Source organism: Marinospirillum insulare DSM 21763 (assembly GCF_000686905.1).
GTDB classification, from domain to species: domain Bacteria; phylum Pseudomonadota; class Gammaproteobacteria; order Pseudomonadales; family Halomonadaceae; genus Marinospirillum; species Marinospirillum insulare.
Genome location: NZ_JMLW01000006.1, coordinates 1 through 15189, shown reverse-complemented (window position 1 = coordinate 15189; position 15189 = coordinate 1). Strand labels below are relative to the sequence as shown.

Here is a 15189-nt window from a genome sequence, read left to right as displayed (position 1 = left end):
CAGGGAGACAAGGAATGAATTATAAAAGTAAACTAGCCGCTACACTGGTTACCGAGCGGCTAAATATACTTGTAGCAAACCAACAGTTTGCACACCTAGTGCGTATTCGCCCAGAACGATCTTCAGGGCAGGCCGTGCTTATGCTACATGGCTTAATGGATGATGCCAGCTGCTTTCACGACGCTAAAACTCAAACGGGTTTGGCTTATGTTTTAGCGCGTGAAGGTTATGATGTTTACTTAGCAGAACTGAGGGGTCGTCACCTAGATACCCAGTCACTAGCTAACCTCGAGCTGGGTGTAGAAGAGGCCATCACTCAAGATTTACAAAAACTTGTTGCAACAATGGACAACACAGCTCAGCCAGATAAACAAATTTGGATAGGCCAGGGCTTTGGGAGTTTGTTGCTGGCTAATTATTTAGCACGTAATCCAGCCAAATTAACGACCATACAAACCCTAGTGCATTTTAGTCCTTTTCGTGAATCACAACCCACGGGTGCGGTTAAAAGTTTTTGGGTTAATTGGGTGCATCGCCGTGGCGTGAGTCTTTTAGGTAAAGTGCTGGGCTATATTCCAGCCGTTAAGCTTAAACTAGGGCGTGCCAACGAAAGTCTGGGGTTTTATCAAGAAGCTTTACATTGCTTAAATGGAACTTGGCAAAGTAAAGATGGTTTTGACTACCTAGCTGAAGTAAAAAAACTAGATTGGCCACCTAGCCTTTATTTTGCGAGCTTGCATAGGTCTTGGCGTGGTAGTGAAACAGACGCACGTGCTTTTATGTTTGACTTGGGCGATCATAATGCACGTTTAATTAAGCTAGGTCGCCAGGTAGGAAACCAAAAAAATTACAAGCGCTCGGAACTCTGTTTACATGAAACTGCCGAGCAAGATTATTATCCTTTGCTACTTAACTGGCTAAAAGAGCTACCTTAAACAGCCTTAAATATATAAGAGATACTTATGAAACGTGTATTAATAACTGGAACTGGCTTGTTTACCCCTAAGCAAAGCATTAGTAATGAAGAGCTGGTTTCTTCATTTAATACTTGGGTAACTCATTACAACGACCAGCATGCCACTGCTATTGCAGCCGGTGATCTGGAAGCTAAAACGCCTTCTAGCGCAGAATTTATTGAAAAAGCATCAGGTATTAAAAGCCGTTTTGTAATGGATAAAGACGGAGTGCTCAACCCAGATAGAATGAAGCCCTACCTACCAGAGCGCAGCAACGATGAACCTTCTATTCAAGCTGAAATGGCAGTGACTGCTGCTAAAGAAGCCCTAGAAAAAGCCGGCTTAAAGGGTTCAGACCTAGACTTAGTCATTCTTGCCTGCTCTAACCCACAGCGCGCTTACCCAGCCGTTGCTGTTGAAGTTCAACAGCTCTTGGGGGCTGGTGGTTATGCTTATGATATGAATGTGGCTTGCTCTAGCGCCACCTTTGGTATCCAAGCCGGTTATAGCGCTATTCAAGCAGGTCAGGCAAAACGTGTTTTAATGGTTAATCCAGAAATTTGTAGTGCCCACCTAAATTTCCGTGACCGAGACAGTCATTTTATTTTTGGTGATGCTTGTACAGCAGTTATTTTAGAAGCCGCCGAACTAGCCGAAGAAAAAAGCAATACTTTCGAAGTTTTTGCTTCCAAGCTAATCACTCAGTTTTCTAACAATATTCGTAATAATGCTGGTTTTTTAAATCGCTGTGACGAAGCAGGTATTGGCAAACTAGATAAATTGTTTGTGCAAGAAGGGCGCAAAGTATTTAAAGAAGTTTGTCCTATGGTTGCCGCCATGATTACCGAGCAATTAGAAGTGAATAATATAAAGGCTGAGCAACTGTCACGACTCTGGTTACACCAAGCTAACCTAAGTATGAATCAGTTGATTTCTCGTCGTGTGTTGGGTCGCGAAGCCACTGCCGAAGAAGCTCCAGTTATTTTAGACCGCTATGCAAATACCAGCTCGGCTGGTTCAATTATTGCCTTCCATTTGCATAACCAAGATTTGAAAACTGGTGATTTAGGTGTTATTTGCTCTTTTGGTGCAGGTTATTCAGCCGGCTGCTTACTGGTTCGCAAGGTAGCTTAAATATATGCGGCTGCCCAAGTATTTTAATTGGTTGTTTTTACTGGTTTTTTTAAGTTTAGTTGGTTGTTCAGCATCAGCACCAAAAGAACAAGTTAGGTACAACGATGATCCTTATGAGAGCTGGAACCGTAAAGTATTTAGCTTTAATGAAACCGTCGATACTTGGGCACTTAAACCTCTAGCGAAAGGCTATAGGTTTATTACCCCTCAATTTGTACGCAAGGGAGTTAAAAACTTTTTTGCTAATCTAGGCGAAGCTTCTAATTTTGTAAATAATCTACTGCAGGTTAAGCCACTTAGCGCTGGTAAAGACTTAACCCGCTTTACTCTGAATAGCACAGTGGGTGTGGTAGGTTTATTTGAAGTAGCCACCCCCCTGTTAGATTTACAAAGAAGCCATGAAGATTTTGGGCAAACCTTAAATACCTGGGGGCTAGCAGAAGGTCCTTATTTGGTTTGGCCTTTTTTGGGTGGGCAAACCTTGAGCCATACGGTTTCTTTGCCTATTGATTATTACTACCTTAACCCCCTGCCTTATGTTGTTGATAACAAAGAGGTGCGTTGGGGCTTAAGTGCTTTGCAGCTTGTACAGCTACGTGAAGGTCTTTTAGATAAAGAACATTTAATTCAAGGTGACCGTTATTCTTTTATTCGTGATGCCTATTTGCAGAGGCGTACTTTTTTAGTAAACGATGGTCGCCTTGAGTCTGATCCTTTTTTAGAGGATGATGACTTTGATTTTGACGATGCTGACTTTGCCGATTAACCGGCTATTAGTTAAAGCGTAAAGAGGTGTGCATGAGCAAACCAGAGCAAAATGGCGCTTTGGATTATCAGCAACTAAGAGCAGAAAATGCTGAGCTAAAAAGATCAATTGAAGCCTTAGAGCAAGATCAGCTAGCTGCTTACCAAATGCAACATAGATTGTTGCCTGCTAATCATGTGCTAATTGAAGGCTATAGGTTAAATTACCTCTTGCAACCTGCATTGCACCTTTCAGGTGACTTTTTAGATTTTTGGTCACCCCAGCCCAACAAACTGGTTTTTTACATTGCCGATGTTTCGGGGAGTGGGTCTGCTTCAGCCTTAGTGACCATTCTGCTTAGGTACCTGCTTAAAAAATACACCAGTCATGGTCAACTAAGCCCTGCCAAACTCTGTGCTAGGGTTAATAAAGAGCTCTTGGCTTCAGGGCTAGAAAAACACCTAACCCTAGTGTTGGGATGTCTTGATATTTCTACAAAAAAACTCACTTATACTTTAGCAGCTCACTTACCCGTTCCTTTAATTGTGGACGGGAATGAAGTAAAAGAGCTAGAAGGTGAAGGATTACCTGTTGGCCTCTTCCCAGGAGCCGCCTACAAGGATTACACTTGCACCTTTCCTGAAAAGGCAAAGTTATGTATGGCCAGTGACGGCGTGCTAGAAGTTTTGCCAGGGCAGGGTTTGCAAGCTAGGCAACAGGAATGGCAGCAACTGGTGGCCGCTACAAGCGGAGACGTAGAAACCCTTTTACACCGCTTGGCTAACCCAAAGGTTGGTTGGCCAGATGATGTAACCTTGATGACTTTAAGTGGTTGTTAACTATGCATACAGGTAAGTTGCTGTCGGCTAAATCGCAGCGCACCTTTATACTGAAATTAGTGGGTGATGTACGACTAACACTTTGTTGTACCTTAGATGAATTGTTAGAACGCATTTTTGCAGATAAAGAAATTGACAGTTTTGTGATTGATTTATCACAAACAGAAAACCTAGATAGCACTACTTTAGGATTGTTAGCAAAAATAGCGGTGCAAGCCTCTAGTAATGGGCTGGCACAACCGAGTATTATCTCACCTAACCAAGACATAACCCTTTTGTTAGAATCCATGGGTTTTCGTCAGTACTTTATTTTGCTTAAACAGCCCTTAACCACTAGCCAAGAACTCCACGAAGTACCTCAGCTAGCAGGTTCAGAAGAGCATATAAAAGCCCAGGTACTGGATGCTCACCTGACTTTAATGGCAATGAATGAGCGAAATAAAGAAGTGTTTAAAAGCGTTGTAGATGCGCTTGAAGAATGTTCTGAACCTGATTGTCCTGAAAATTAAACCTGGCTAACCCTTGCTCAGCAAGCTTTGTTACCAGTAGCTCAACTACTTGATTCATTTAACTGGAAAAAGCTTTAGCTTCTATCCTGCGATTTTTTATTGTTGTTATTAACCTAAGCTGTAAAGGAGCTGTGCAAGTGAAAAAAACTAAGCAAATGTTGTTGGCCACTGCTTTAAGCATGGCTGTTAGTTTAGGTGTGCAGGCAGAGCAACGTCAGCTCAATGTTTATCAGTGGTCCGACTATGTAGCGCCCGATACAATCAGCAACTTTGAAAAGCAAACCGGTATTAAGGTTGTTTTTGATGTGTATGACAGCAATGAAGTGCTAGAAGCTAAGCTGCTTTCAGGGCGTTCTGGCTATGATATTGTGGTGCCTTCTAACCCCTTTTTAGCTAAGCAAATTAAAGCCGGTGTTTATCAGCCCTTAGATAAAAGCCAGCTTCCTTTGTGGAAAAATCTTAATAAAGACTTATTACGCACGCTAGAAGTAAGTGATCTTGGTAACCAGTATTCCTTGCCTTATATGTGGGGCTCTATTGGTATTGGCTACAATGTTGATAAAGTAAAAGCGGCTTTAGGTGACCAGTCTATTGACTCTTGGGGTGTCATTTTTAAGCCTGAAAACATCAAAAAACTGCATGAATGTGGTGTAGCCATTTTAGATTCGCCAACCGAAATTATACCAACGGCTATGCATTATTTAGGCTTGCCAACCGACAGTGAAAACCCTGAGCATATTAAGCAAGCCGAAGCTTTATTGTTAAGCATTCGCCCTTATGTTACTTACTTTCACTCCTCTAAATACATTTCAGATTTAGCCAGTGGCAATATCTGTGTAGCGGTCGGTTATTCGGGTGATTTGTATCAAAGCAAAGCCCGTGCAGAAGAAGCTAAAAATAAACTTAGCTTAGCTTATAAAATTCCCAAAGAAGGTGCGGGTACTTTTTTTGATATGATTGCCATTCCTAAAGATGCTAAGAATGTTAAAGAAGCCCATGAGTTTATTAACTACTTATTAGAGCCTCAAGTGATGGCAGATTTAACTAACTACCTACAGTTTCCTAACGCTAATGACCTAGCAACACCTTTGGTTGATGAAGCAATACGGACTGATCCGGGTATTTATCCACCTGCAGATTTAATGAGCAAGCTCTACACTTTTCCTGATTTTTCAGCTAAAACCCAGCGTTTGCTAACCCGTAGTTGGACTAAAATCAAATCTGGAAAATAAGCCTGTAGCTTAACTAGAAGCTATAACTATCAAACTAGGGCTGTTGAAAGGCGGCCCACCTTTAAAACTAGGAGGGTGTACTATTGCTTAAATTGATACACAGTGTGGTGTTAACAAAAAAAAGAAAGCTTATAAAAATCACTAGCTTTTTACTGGTAGCAACTCTAAGTACGCTAGCTCAGGCCAATTCAAAAGTGCATGTTTACAACTGGTCAGATTACATCAGTAAAGAAGTGCTTGAAGAATTTACTGAAAAAACACAAATACAGGTGGTTTACGATGTATTTGATTCTAATGAAGCCTTAGAAGGCAAACTCTTAGCTGGGCGCAGTGGTTATGATCTAGTAGTTCCTTCCGACCACTTCTTGTCAAGGCAAGTGCAAGCTGGCGCTTTTGGTAAGCTAGATAAAAGCCTGCTGCCCAATATAAATAATCTTCAGCCGCAGCTAATGGCGCAGGTGGCTAATAATGATCCGGGTAATCAGTATGCTGTTCCCTACCTTTGGGGTACTAATGGCATAGGTTACAACGTTGATAAAGTTAAAGAAGTGCTAGGCGTAGATAGCATCGACTCTTGGGCGGTGTTATTCGAGCCAGAAAACATGCAGAAGCTGAGTAGTTGTGGGGTTTCTTTTTTAGATTCGCCCGATGAAATGTTACCTGCTGTTTTGAATTATTTAGGCCTTAACCCTAACAGCCACAAAACCGCTGACTATAAAGCAGCAGAAAAAAAACTAGCTAAAGTACGCTCCTACGTTACTTATTTTCATTCATCTAAATACGTGGCTGATTTAGCCAATGGCAATATTTGTGTGGCTGCAGGTTTTTCAGGTGATGTAATGCAAGCCGCAGACCGTGCAGATGAAGCAGGGCTGGGCGTTAATATCGCTTATGTAATTCCCAAAGAAGGCGCTAACCTTTGGTTTGATATGCTGGCCATTCCAGCCGATGCAGGTAATAAAGCTGAAGCCCATGCTTTTATTAACTACCTACTAGAGCCGGCCGTGATAGCTAAGGTCAGTGACTATGTGGGTTATGCTAACCCTAACCGCTATGCTGATGACTTTATGGATGAAGACGTGCTGAATAATCCAGCGGTTTATCCAGCCCAAGCGGTTTTAGACAGTTTATTTATTTCTAAGCCTTTGCCAAGCAAAGTGCAGCGCATAAAAACCCGTAGCTGGACACGTTTTAAATCTGGGCGTTAGTTTTATTTACTATAAGATTAAAAGCTCAGCTTTTTAGCTGGGCTTTCTTTTTTGGAGAACTCTATGGCACTAGCTTCGGGCGCTTATAAAAAAGCACTGGCGAACATGAAAAAGCCAAAAAACGTGTTAGTTAAAATTGAGAAGGTTACTAAGTATTTTGATGAAACCCTAGCCGTTGATGAGGTCACTCTTGAAATTAACAAAGGCGAAATTTTTGCGCTGCTAGGTGGCTCAGGTTCGGGTAAATCCACCTTGCTACGTATGCTGGCAGGCTTTGAAACACCCAGTGAAGGCCGTATTTGGTTGGATGGGGTGGATATTACTCAGCTGCCGCCTTACGAACGCCAAATTAATATGATGTTCCAGTCTTATGCATTATTTCCGCACATGAGTGTTGAACAAAACATTGCTTTTGGCCTTAAGCAAGACCGCCTACCAAAAGATGAAATTGCTGAACGCGTTGCAGAAATGCTCAAGCTAGTACAGATGACAGACTACGCCAAACGCAAACCCCATCAGCTTTCAGGTGGTCAGCGTCAGCGGGTTGCCTTGGCACGCTCTTTGGCTAAGCGTCCTAAGTTATTGCTGTTAGATGAACCCATGGGTGCGCTAGATAAAAAATTGCGCTCACAAATGCAGCTAGAGCTAGTCGAAATTATCGAGCGAGTGGGTGTTACCTGCGTAATGGTAACCCACGACCAAGAAGAAGCCATGACCATGGCAGAGCGTATAGCCATTATGCACCAAGGCTGGATAGCCCAGGTGGGTAGCCCGATGGATATTTACGAAACACCGGCCAGCCGTTTAGTGTGCGAGTTTATTGGCAACGTAAACCTATTTGATGGTGAAATTATTGCTGAAGATTCTGATCATGCCGTGATTGCCTGTACCCAGTTAGAGCGTCCTATTTATATAGGTCATGGTATTACTAGCTTGGCGGAAAACAGACGCGTTACTTTTGCCTTGCGTCCAGAAAAGCTTTTGTTAAGCAGTGAGCTACCCGAACTAGAGCACCAAGATTATAACTGGGCTAAGGGTAGTGTTGATGATATTGCCTACTTGGGTGGTCATTCGGTTTATTACATAAAACTAGCTTCTGGTGCACTAGTGCAGGCTTTTATTGCTAATTCCGAACGTAATGTAAAACGCCCGACTTGGGACGATGAAGTTTATGTGCATTGGGTAGATGATAGCGGCGTGGTATTCCAATCATGAAAAAGTTACGCAATAAATTACTAGGATTGCTGCCCAAAGGCCGCCATGCAGTGATAGGCGTACCTTTTTTCTGGATGCTGTTATTTTTTCTATTACCTTTTGCGATTATTTTAAAAATAAGCTTTGCCGAAGCTGATATTGCTATTCCACCCTATACCAGCCTAACCGCTTGGGCGGATAACCAATTAACGCTGCTGCTGAATTTTGGCAACTATGTATTGCTAAGTGAAGATGGCTTGTATTTAGCGGCTTATTTAGGTTCATTAAAAATTGCCTTCTTCAGCACCTTGCTATGTTTATTGGTGGGCTACCCTATGGCGCTAGCAATTGCCCGTTCTGATAAACACATGCGCCCCGTTTGGCTTTTGTTGGTGATGATGCCCACTTGGACTGCCTTGCTGATTCGTGTTTATGCTTGGATGGGCATTTTAAGCAATAATGGCCTATTGAATAACACCCTTATATGGCTGGGTATTGTTAACGAGCCGATACAAATTCTAAATACCAATATCGCTGTGTATATCGGTATTGTTTATGCCTATTTACCCTTTATGGTCTTGCCGCTTTACGCCAATTTAGTTAAGCATGACTCATCATTATTAGAAGCTGCTTCTGACTTGGGTGCTAAAAGTTATACGGCCTTTTGGAAGATTACTTTGCCCTTATCTAAAAACGGCATAATTGCTGGCAGTATGCTGGTGTTTATTCCCGTGGTGGGTGAGTTTGTTATTCCAGAACTCTTAGGTGGCCCAGAAACCTTGATGATAGGTAAGGTGTTGTGGCAAGAATTCTTCAATAACCGTGACTGGCCAGTGGCTTCTTCTTTAGCGGTGATTATGCTGTTGTTGTTAATTATCCCCATTATTTTATTTAACCGTAACCAAGCACGTGAACTGGAGAGCAAATAAATGACCAGTTTTCGCTTTTCACGTTTTATGCTGTTTGCAGGTTTAGCCTTTATTTACCTGCCCATGCTTATTTTGGTGATTTATTCTTTTAACGCTTCACGCCTAGTCACCGTGTGGGGAGGTTGGTCAACCAAATGGTATGCGGGCTTATTAGATAATACCCAGCTAATGAATGCGGTATTGCGTTCATTAGAAATTGCCAGCTACACAGCCATAGCTGCGACAGCTTTAGGTACTTTAGCTGCTTTGGTGCTAACTCGCATTGGGCAATTTAAAGGCCGTACCCTATTTGGCGGCATGGTAACTGCACCTCTGGTTATGCCAGAAGTGATTACCGGTTTGTCCTTACTGCTGCTTTTTGTTGCCATGGCACAACTCATTGGCTGGCCAGTAGAAAGAGGGCTAATGACCATTTGGATAGCTCACACCACCTTTTGTACAGCCTATGTTTCAGTCATAGTGTCAGCAAGGTTAAGAGAAGTAGACCGCTCTATGGAAGAAGCGGCGATGGATTTAGGTGCTAAGCCTTGGAAGGTGTTTTTCTTAATTACCCTACCCATGATTGCACCTTCTTTAGCGGCTGGCGCGATGATGTCTTTTGCCTTGTCTTTAGATGACTTGGTATTGGCCAGTTTTGTATCTGGTCCAGGCTCAACCACCTTACCGATGGAAATATTCTCTGCGGTGCGTATGGGGGTTAAACCAGAAATTAATGCCATTGCCAGCTTAATACTGCTATTTATTTCTATTATTACCTTCTTATTATGGTTCTTTACACGCCGTGCTGAAGAAAAGCGTAAAAAAGCCATGCATAAGTTTAAAACTTATAAAGGATAGCCCCATGCCAACCTTAGGAACGCCCTTAACATCCACTGCTACCCGTGTTTTGCTTTGTGGTGGTGGCGAACTAGGTAAAGAAGTTGTGATTGAACTACAGCGCCTAGGTGTTGAAGTCATCGTAGTTGATCGCTATGAAAACGCACCCGCCATGCAGGTGGCCCACCGCTCACACGTAATTTCAATGCTAGATGGTGCTGCATTAAGAAAGGTTATTGAATTAGAAAAACCACACCTGATAGTTCCAGAAATTGAGGCCCTAGCCACTGACACCTTGGCAGAATTAGAACAAGAAGGTTTTAAGGTCATTCCTAGCGCTCGTGCTACGCAACTGACCATGAACCGTGAAGGCATACGCCGCTTAGTTGCAGAAGAATTAAACATTGCAACTTCGCCCTACCGTTTTGCCGACAACTTGGCCGATTTTAAAACCGCAGTTGCCCAAATTGGTATGCCCTGTGTGGTAAAGCCGATTATGAGTTCTTCAGGCAAAGGCCAAAGCACACTAAAAAATGCAGACCAAATAGAGGCGGCTTGGCAATATACCCAAGAAGGTGGCCGTGCCGGTGGTGGCAAGGTAATAGTTGAAGGTTTTGTAGACTTTGATTATGAAATTACCCTGCTGACAGTGCGCCATGTGGGTGGCGTCAGCTTTTGTGAACCTATCGGCCATTTGCAGGAAGACGGCGATTACCGTACTTCTTGGCAGCCACAACCCATGAGTGAAACCGCCTTAAAAACTTCACAGCAAATAGCAGAAAAAGTAACCACGGCTTTAGGTGGGCAGGGCGTGTTTGGGGTCGAACTGTTTATTCGTGGTGATGAAGTGTTGTTTAGTGAAGTGTCACCCAGACCGCACGATACTGGTTTGGTGACGCTTATTTCACAGAATTTATCTGAATTTGCGTTACATGCCCGCGCAATTTTAGATCTGCCCATTCCAAATATTCGCCAATACGGCCCAGCCGCATCAGCAGTGATACTTCCTGAAGGTAAATCTAACACCACCACTTTTGGCAACCTGCAACAAGCCCTAGCAGAACCAGACACCCAACTACGTTTATTCGGCAAACCCGATATCAACGGTAGCCGCAGAATGGGCGTGGCTTTAGCACTGGCCGATACACTAGAGGCAGCAAAAGAAAAAGCCAGTAGAAGTGCCGCAGCAGTGAAGGTGAGTTTTTAGGGTTAAAAGCTTAAGCATTTCTAAATTACCTAAATTCTGAGGATGCTGTTTTTTATGAAATAAAATAAAGTATTTAATCCAATACAAGTAAGTTTTTTCAGTTTTAAGCGCATAACCTTTTTGACGCAAATCCATACGTATCGAGTTTAAAAATGGGCTTTTCAACATAAATACCACCTTTTAATATAGCTGTTTATTTATACAGTCTATTTTGGTTGATGTTTTGAAATGTGCCTGTTTTAAACCTTGACCCTGCTCAATCTTCTGCTAGATATTTATTTAAAGCTTTAAGAAACAGATGCTTACAGAATTATAGAGTAGGATAGTGTGCATGCAGTGAGCGGGATAGGCGGCGTGCTTGAATTGTAACTAAAGGTTAGCTTGTTTTTACTGGTAAAATCTTTAGCATTCAGGGTTATATATTAGTTTTTAGTAAGTAAACAAAAGCTGCAAAATGAGCATGCTTACTAATACGCTGTTATGAGTTTTTGGTTAGGAGTTAACCCATGAATGATGAGCAACTTTCAAGAACTCTTCAATCGGTTGGTCAGGCTTGTTTCGTGAGATTTTTTGGTGAGTTTTCGTCGAACGCATTATCGCGTGAGGATATAGTCGAAAAGCTACGAGCAGAGACAGACTATACTGAGGGCTCTTGTATCTCTCGCACTGGCCACGCTCGGAGTATTATAAATGCAGGTCGTGCAGAAGCCGCGCTGAAAATTATCGTTTCGTCTGATTCACCTCGTGTTTCTGAGAAAACTCGCAAGGATGCCCTGCAATGGATTCAGAAAATAAACTCATAACAAGGCGCATCACTCGCGGCCTGCGGCCGCTGGGATGCCAACCGCTGCGCGGTCGTCACCCGTGTGCTTTGCGTTAAGCATCACAAGGATCTGAGGACATATGCAGGTATCTAGAAGAACTAAGTTTTCATTAAGTCAGCTTTTGGGAGTGATAGAAAAACCAACGGTCTCTGTGATTTTGGATAAGTTTGGTTTTGATCCTCAAATGGCTTCTTCGCCTGCCGGTATTAGCAATGAAGTCACATTTGCATCAGAAGATGTTCTGGCCGAGATGCTTATCGAAATTGCCCACACCAATAAAACATTGAGAAATCAAACGTCTCCGAAGTACAAATTTGATGATCAGTACTCAATTCTTAAAAAATCTCTATTGCTAGATGGTTACAAGATCGAAAATGATGCTATTGAATCCCTTGACCCAAATTTTAAAGGGCACGAGCCGGTGGAGGACGCTCTACTAAAAGAGCTGGACAACTCTGCTCTACAAAATAGTGATAATATAAAGCGTTCTATTAATGCTTCTGCTGATGATTTTGTAAAAGCTCAGCCTGATTACAATGGGAGCTTAACGAATATTCGTATTGCACTTGAGACCCTGGTTAGAGAAATTGCATGTTCAAAAGGGTTTAGCCCTACAGGTAGTGGAAATACATGGGGGCCGTCACTTGCATATCTAAAAACCGCTAGCTTCATAGATCAAAATGAAGAAAAAGCTCTTGCATCTGTATTTACCTTTATTAGCAATGGAGCACACATTCCGCTTGGTTTTAGTCATGAAGAGTTTGTTCGCTTAGGGCGTAATATGTGTTCTTCAATGTGTTATTTTGTAATCAAGAAATACAATGCCTAACAAACGCAGGCACAGCGACGGCTTTTCCGTTGCGGCTTCGCCTTCACTACAAAGCCGCGCGTGCTGCGGGCGTTAGAAGCCAAAGAGACAATGGAGTAATCATCAAGTGCCAATTTTCGATATTTCAGGTGACAAGTTATCTGCCGTAGAACAGAAAAACTTCGCACTGGAAAAGGACTTGCAGTCCCTGATTGAGAAAAACCTCGAAACCGTCTTCAATTGCCGGTTTGTTGCGAGTGAGTTTTCAACTGGCGCTCAACACGCAGGAAGAATTGATAGCCTTGCATTATCAGAAGAAGATAATCCGGTTATTATCGAATACAAAAAAGTCGAATCTTCAGAGCTAATCAATCAAAGTCTTTTTTATCTGCATTGGATACAAGATCATAAAGGTGATTTTGAAATTGCAGTGCAAAAAAAACTGGGAAATGAGGCCAAAGTAGATTGGTCTGATGTTAGGGTAATTTGCATTGCGCCAAACTACAAAAAGTATGACTTACACGCTGTTCAAGTCATGGGAGCAAATATAGAACTTTGGAAATATCGGCTATTTTCCAATAATTCACTCTATCTTGAAGAGGTTTTTCATACTACTAAGTCAACAGCTTCGTCTACGTCAGTAGTTCCAAGTGATAATGGATATAAAAATCCTGTTATGGTTGAAGCAGGTAAAAAAGCCGCACTAACTCGCGCCACGGCGACCTATACGTTCGATGAAAGACTTGAGGGTAAAAGTGAACAAATTCATGAGCTAACTGCGACGATCCGAGAGTTCATTCTTGGCTTAGATGAATCAATTGAAGAAGTACCAAAAAAATTCTACGTTGCTTACAAAGTCTCACAGAACATTGCTTGTATGGAAGTCAAAGGTAAGAACATCAAGCTGTTCTTGAAGCTCAAGCCATCGGACGTTCCAGCTGGCACCAAAAACTATCGAGATGTGACATCCATAGGCCATTACGGTACTGGTGATATTGAGTTTACCGTTTCTTCGGAAGCCGAGTTTGAGCCAGTAAAAGAATTTATAACAATGGCGTATAACAAGGTTGGTGGCTAATGCCTTCTAACAAGTTGCTGCGCTCCTAATTTTCCGGTGAGCAAAGCGTTAAATTTTTTGCCTAACCTCGCAGACCATGCTGTAATACGTTGTAGTCACTAGGTATGAGGGGGCATAGTCATGAGCGTCACCACGGTTCGCCTTCAGGCAGAAGTTGAACAGCGTTTGGAAGCAATCGCCAGCAGGCTGCACCGTAGCAAAAGCTGGGTGATCAACCAGGCACTGTCGGAATACATAGAAAAGCAGCAGCTTGAGCAAGAGCGTTGGAAACAAACGTTAGAGGCAATGGAGGCTGCTGCCCAAGGCAAGGTTGTTGATGCCAGCGAGGTTCACAGTTGGCTTAATAGCTGGGGAACCGAAAACGAGCAGGATGCGCCAAGGTCAAGTAAGTGAAGCTGGCTTACACGGATGAGGCTATTGATGATTTGAAACGCCTCAGGGAGTTCGTTGCGATGTACAACCCGTCGGCGGCAGCCAGGATTGCCACCGAACTGGTTGGCAAAATCGAATTACTTCCAGAATTCCCCAAAATGGGCACACCAGTTGAAATGGCGCCGGTGCCTGACTCCATTCGAGATATGGTTTTTGGAAAATACGTTGTTCGCTATTCGGTTCATACCAGTGCCATTATTATTCTTAGGGTGTGGCATAGCTTGGAAGGTGAGCGGTAATAATTTAACAAGGCGCTGCTGCTAGACAAGTTTTCCGCTGCGCTTCAAACTTGCCACAGAGCGCGGCGTTAAGTTTCGTAAGCAATAAACACCCGAGTATATTTGTGAGATATTTTAATGATTGAAGTCTTAATTTTGGCAGTAGCACTGAGCATGGACGCATTTGCGGTTTCTATAGGGCTTGGATCAAAGCGTGTCAAGAAGACAAAGTCGCTAGCTATAATTGCTGCAATATATTTCGGGTTATTCCAAGCGCTAATGCCATTTATAGGCTACTTTGGTGGAAAAGGTGTGCTCGGCTGGGTTGAGAATTATGCACATTGGATTGCATTCTTCCTTCTTATAACAGTTGGAGGAAAGATGATTTATGAAGCCATTAGCGAGGGTGTTGAAGAAGATATTGCACAAATCACTCATAAAGTGATGCTTATTTTAGCTATTGCTACGAGTATAGATGCAATGGCTGCTGGGTTTACATTAAATCTACTCGAAGTCAACCCGATAGTTGCTTGCGGAATCATTGGTGTTACGACATTTATATTCAGCTTGGTTGGTGTGTTTATTGGTGCTAGAAGTGGGACATGGCTAGAAAGCAAGGCAGAGCTTTTGGGCGGTATAATACTCATTATAATTGGGTTGAAGTTTCTGGTATTTTGAGACTCTGCAGTGAAGCCAAAAACACATAACAATCGCAGTCACAGCGACGGCTTTTTCGTTGCGGCTTCGCCTCCACTACAAAGCCGCGCGTGCTGCGGGCGTTAGACCAACCCAGTGTTAATAAGTGAATAGTAGAAAAGATTGCTTCGTGTTGCGCAATGCGTACATCCTTAACTATGAGGATTATCACTAATGTCTATGCACAACCCATCGCATCCTGGTGAATTTATTGAATCCATTTATATGGAGCCGCACGATATTAGTTGCAGATACCTTGCAGAGCAGCTGGGGGTTGCAGCTTCTACTCTTAATCGGGTGATAAAAGGCAAAAGTTCCATTTCTACTGAAATGGCTTTGAGGTTATCTAAAGTTTTAGGCCGAA

The 15189-nt window shown here is 42.7% G+C and carries 19 protein-coding genes; 18 read left to right on the top strand and 1 reads right to left on the bottom strand.

The features are described 5' to 3' along the window. Positions 1-14 precede the first annotated feature (14 nt). From BP27_RS0103230 to purT, 11 genes are all read left to right on the top strand, one after another. On the top strand, positions 15-935 hold the full coding sequence (locus tag BP27_RS0103230) for an alpha/beta hydrolase (protein ID WP_027850322.1): 921 nt from the start codon (positions 15-17) through the stop codon (positions 933-935). Between the two features lie 27 nt (positions 936-962). After that, positions 963-2090: a beta-ketoacyl-ACP synthase III gene (locus BP27_RS0103225; protein ID WP_027850321.1), complete on the top strand. Its 1128-nt coding sequence runs from the start codon at positions 963-965 to the stop codon at positions 2088-2090. A 4-nt stretch (positions 2091-2094) separates the two neighbouring features. Next, positions 2095-2856, top strand: coding sequence for an MlaA family lipoprotein (locus tag BP27_RS0103220; protein ID WP_027850320.1), 762 nt, complete (start codon positions 2095-2097; stop codon positions 2854-2856). Positions 2857-2888: 32 nt separating this feature from the next. Next, positions 2889-3674, top strand: coding sequence for a PP2C family protein-serine/threonine phosphatase (locus BP27_RS15020; protein ID WP_051610215.1), 786 nt, complete (start codon positions 2889-2891; stop codon positions 3672-3674). Positions 3675-3676: 2 nt separating this feature from the next. After that, positions 3677-4183 (top strand): STAS domain-containing protein, encoded by a 507-nt coding sequence (locus BP27_RS0103210; protein WP_027850319.1) that lies wholly within the window; start codon positions 3677-3679, stop codon positions 4181-4183. Between the two features lie 137 nt (positions 4184-4320). Continuing rightward, complete coding sequence (locus BP27_RS0103205) at positions 4321-5415, top strand: polyamine ABC transporter substrate-binding protein (RefSeq protein ID WP_027850318.1); 1095 nt, start codon at positions 4321-4323, stop codon at positions 5413-5415. 83 nt (positions 5416-5498) lie between these two features. Continuing rightward, positions 5499-6623, top strand: a complete 1125-nt coding sequence (locus BP27_RS0103200) for a polyamine ABC transporter substrate-binding protein (protein ID WP_281172122.1) — start codon at positions 5499-5501, stop codon at positions 6621-6623. A 63-nt stretch (positions 6624-6686) separates the two neighbouring features. Next, entirely contained in the window at positions 6687-7838 is a 1152-nt protein-coding gene (locus BP27_RS0103195) for an ABC transporter ATP-binding protein (RefSeq protein WP_027850316.1), read from the top strand. After that, positions 7835-8746, top strand: coding sequence for an ABC transporter permease subunit (locus BP27_RS0103190; RefSeq protein WP_027850315.1), 912 nt, complete (start codon positions 7835-7837; stop codon positions 8744-8746). Before BP27_RS0103195 ends, BP27_RS0103190 begins: the two co-directional genes overlap by 4 nt. After that, entirely contained in the window at positions 8747-9583 is an 837-nt protein-coding gene (locus BP27_RS15015; RefSeq protein ID WP_051610213.1) for an ABC transporter permease subunit, read from the top strand. A gap of 4 nt (positions 9584-9587) precedes the next feature. Next, positions 9588-10769 (top strand): formate-dependent phosphoribosylglycinamide formyltransferase, encoded by a 1182-nt coding sequence (gene purT, locus BP27_RS0103180; RefSeq protein ID WP_027850314.1) that lies wholly within the window; start codon positions 9588-9590, stop codon positions 10767-10769. Here purT and BP27_RS16920 read toward each other — a convergent pair. After that, positions 10710-10937 (bottom strand): phage integrase N-terminal SAM-like domain-containing protein, encoded by a 228-nt coding sequence (locus BP27_RS16920; protein WP_084324492.1) that lies wholly within the window; start codon positions 10935-10937, stop codon positions 10710-10712. The genes purT and BP27_RS16920 overlap by 60 nt on opposite strands. 338 nt (positions 10938-11275) lie before the next feature. On the opposite strand from BP27_RS16920, the gene BP27_RS0103175 reads away from it, so the two are divergent. The 7 genes from BP27_RS0103175 to BP27_RS0103145 all read left to right on the top strand — a co-directional run. Next, a complete protein-coding gene (locus BP27_RS0103175; protein ID WP_027850313.1) occupies positions 11276-11572 on the top strand; it encodes a hypothetical protein in 297 nt (98 codons plus the stop codon). Between the two features lie 100 nt (positions 11573-11672). Further along, positions 11673-12422, top strand: a complete 750-nt coding sequence (locus BP27_RS0103170; RefSeq protein ID WP_051610211.1) for a hypothetical protein — start codon at positions 11673-11675, stop codon at positions 12420-12422. Positions 12423-12528: 106 nt separating this feature from the next. After that, the gene (locus BP27_RS0103165) at positions 12529-13479 is read left to right on the top strand and encodes a DUF5655 domain-containing protein (RefSeq protein WP_027850311.1); all 951 of its coding nucleotides are present in this window, start codon (positions 12529-12531) and stop codon (positions 13477-13479) included. Positions 13480-13599: 120 nt separating this feature from the next. Next, positions 13600-13872 (top strand): CopG family ribbon-helix-helix protein, encoded by a 273-nt coding sequence (locus tag BP27_RS0103160; RefSeq protein ID WP_027848402.1) that lies wholly within the window; start codon positions 13600-13602, stop codon positions 13870-13872. Further along, entirely contained in the window at positions 13869-14150 is a 282-nt protein-coding gene (locus tag BP27_RS0103155; RefSeq protein WP_027848403.1) for a type II toxin-antitoxin system RelE/ParE family toxin, read from the top strand. Before BP27_RS0103160 ends, BP27_RS0103155 begins: the two co-directional genes overlap by 4 nt. A gap of 117 nt (positions 14151-14267) precedes the next feature. Further along, positions 14268-14807, top strand: coding sequence for a manganese efflux pump MntP (locus BP27_RS0103150; RefSeq protein ID WP_016390346.1), 540 nt, complete (start codon positions 14268-14270; stop codon positions 14805-14807). Between the two features lie 192 nt (positions 14808-14999). Beyond that, positions 15000-15189: HigA family addiction module antitoxin (locus BP27_RS0103145; RefSeq protein ID WP_036239267.1), on the top strand; the 190-nt coding region annotated here is incomplete at its 3' end.

Excerpts from the sequence above, each read along its gene's own strand:
- BP27_RS0103150 (WP_016390346.1), top strand. The coding sequence starts at position 14,268 with ATGATTGAAGTCTTAATTTTGGCAGTAGCACTGAGCATGGACGCATTT.
- BP27_RS0103225 (WP_027850321.1), top strand. The coding sequence starts at position 963 with ATGAAACGTGTATTAATAACTGGAACTGGCTTGTTTACCCCTAAGCAA.
- BP27_RS16920 (WP_084324492.1), bottom strand. The coding sequence starts at position 10,937 with ATGTTGAAAAGCCCATTTTTAAACTCGATACGTATGGATTTGCGTCAA.
- BP27_RS0103210 (WP_027850319.1), top strand. The coding sequence starts at position 3,677 with ATGCATACAGGTAAGTTGCTGTCGGCTAAATCGCAGCGCACCTTTATA.
- BP27_RS15015 (WP_051610213.1), top strand. The coding sequence starts at position 8,747 with ATGACCAGTTTTCGCTTTTCACGTTTTATGCTGTTTGCAGGTTTAGCC.
- purT (WP_027850314.1), top strand. The coding sequence starts at position 9,588 with ATGCCAACCTTAGGAACGCCCTTAACATCCACTGCTACCCGTGTTTTG.
- BP27_RS0103220 (WP_027850320.1), top strand. The coding sequence starts at position 2,095 with ATGCGGCTGCCCAAGTATTTTAATTGGTTGTTTTTACTGGTTTTTTTA.
- BP27_RS0103190 (WP_027850315.1), top strand. The coding sequence starts at position 7,835 with ATGAAAAAGTTACGCAATAAATTACTAGGATTGCTGCCCAAAGGCCGC.
- BP27_RS0103160 (WP_027848402.1), top strand. The coding sequence starts at position 13,600 with ATGAGCGTCACCACGGTTCGCCTTCAGGCAGAAGTTGAACAGCGTTTG.
- BP27_RS0103175 (WP_027850313.1), top strand. The coding sequence starts at position 11,276 with ATGAATGATGAGCAACTTTCAAGAACTCTTCAATCGGTTGGTCAGGCT.
- BP27_RS0103230 (WP_027850322.1), top strand. The coding sequence starts at position 15 with ATGAATTATAAAAGTAAACTAGCCGCTACACTGGTTACCGAGCGGCTA.
- BP27_RS0103195 (WP_027850316.1), top strand. The coding sequence starts at position 6,687 with ATGGCACTAGCTTCGGGCGCTTATAAAAAAGCACTGGCGAACATGAAA.
- BP27_RS0103170 (WP_051610211.1), top strand. The coding sequence starts at position 11,673 with ATGCAGGTATCTAGAAGAACTAAGTTTTCATTAAGTCAGCTTTTGGGA.
- BP27_RS15020 (WP_051610215.1), top strand. The coding sequence starts at position 2,889 with ATGAGCAAACCAGAGCAAAATGGCGCTTTGGATTATCAGCAACTAAGA.